This window comes from Brevundimonas sp. TWP2-3-4b1 (assembly GCF_049897665.1).
Taxonomy (GTDB): Bacteria; Pseudomonadota; Alphaproteobacteria; order Caulobacterales; family Caulobacteraceae; genus Brevundimonas; species Brevundimonas subvibrioides_B.
The window spans coordinates 1-1057 of sequence record NZ_JAFCWQ010000068.1 but is presented as its reverse complement, the minus strand read 5'-3'; the positions used below and the strand labels follow the sequence as shown (position 1 = coordinate 1057).

General features: G+C 65.9%; 1 protein-coding gene. It reads right to left on the bottom strand.

The window, feature by feature from the left end; genetic code table 11:
- Positions 1-16: 16 nt before the first annotated feature.
- Positions 17-963, bottom strand: a protein-coding gene (locus ACP7A5_RS17950; RefSeq protein WP_426043163.1) for an IS630 family transposase whose coding sequence is annotated in 2 segments (ribosomal slippage) — positions 17-627 and positions 627-963 — 948 coding nt in all. Because the reading frame shifts where the segments join, the coding sequence is not laid out codon by codon here.
- Positions 964-1057: the final 94 nt, after the last annotated feature.

The following is a 1057-nucleotide window of genomic DNA, read 5'->3' as shown; positions in this document are numbered from 1 at the left end:
CTAGAGCATTTTCCGATCAGTCTGCATCGTAGCCTGCGGCGGCGAAGTAGTTTGCGCATTCCAGCGGCGAGTAGGTCTGGATGATCCGGGCGATGGCGTCCCAGAGCTGGTCGATGGATCTGGCGGCGGCCTTTCTCAGCATCGCCTTGAGCTTGGCGAAGGCGTTCTCGATCGGATTGAGGTCGGGGCTGTAGGGCGGCAGGAACAGCAGCCGTGCGCCGACGGCCTCGATCGCATCCCTGATGGGCGTGCTTTTGTGGGCGGCGAGGTTGTCCATGATCACGACGTCGCCGGGCTTCAGGGTCGGGGCCAGCATCTGGTGGACATAGGCCAGGAACCAGGCCCCGTTCATCGGGCCGTCGATCACCATCGGGGCGGTCATGCCGCTCAGCCGCAGGGCGCCGACGAAGGTGGTGGTCTTCCAGTGACCGTGGGGCACGCTGCACCTCAGCCTCTGGCCGCGCGGCGCTCGCCCGTGGCGGCGGGCCATCTTGGTGGAGGCTCCAGTCTCATCGATGAAGACGAGCCGTTCGGGATCGAGGTCGAGCTGGCTGTCGAACCATGCTTGTCTCCGGATCAGGACGTCGGGACGGCTCTGCTCGTCCGCGTGCGCCGACTTTTTTTGAGCGTGATCCGGCGGCGCACGAAGAACCGCCACAGGCTCGACAGGCTAGTCGCCACGCCCTGCTCCGCCAGCGCCGCCCGAAGCTCGGCCAAGGTGATGTCGCTCTTGCGCTCGACCAGGCTCAGGATCAGGTCGGCATGGCCTTCGATCCGCCCAGAGCGACGATCCCCGCCCAGAGGCCCCGGCCGCACGTCGCCCTGTCTGCGGACCCGCGAGCGCCAGCGGATTGCGCTCGCCGCGCTGACCCCGAACCGCGCCGCCGCCTGACGGCACGACATCCCGCTATCAATCGCGGCGATCACACGATCCCGCAGATCCACCGAAAGCGCCTTGCTCATTCATGCTGGCCTCCGCCTCCAGCAGGAATGTTGAATCAGAACCCGGCTCCCTTGGGAATCCCCGGAGATTCAATCAGGTCGCAAAGTGCTCTAG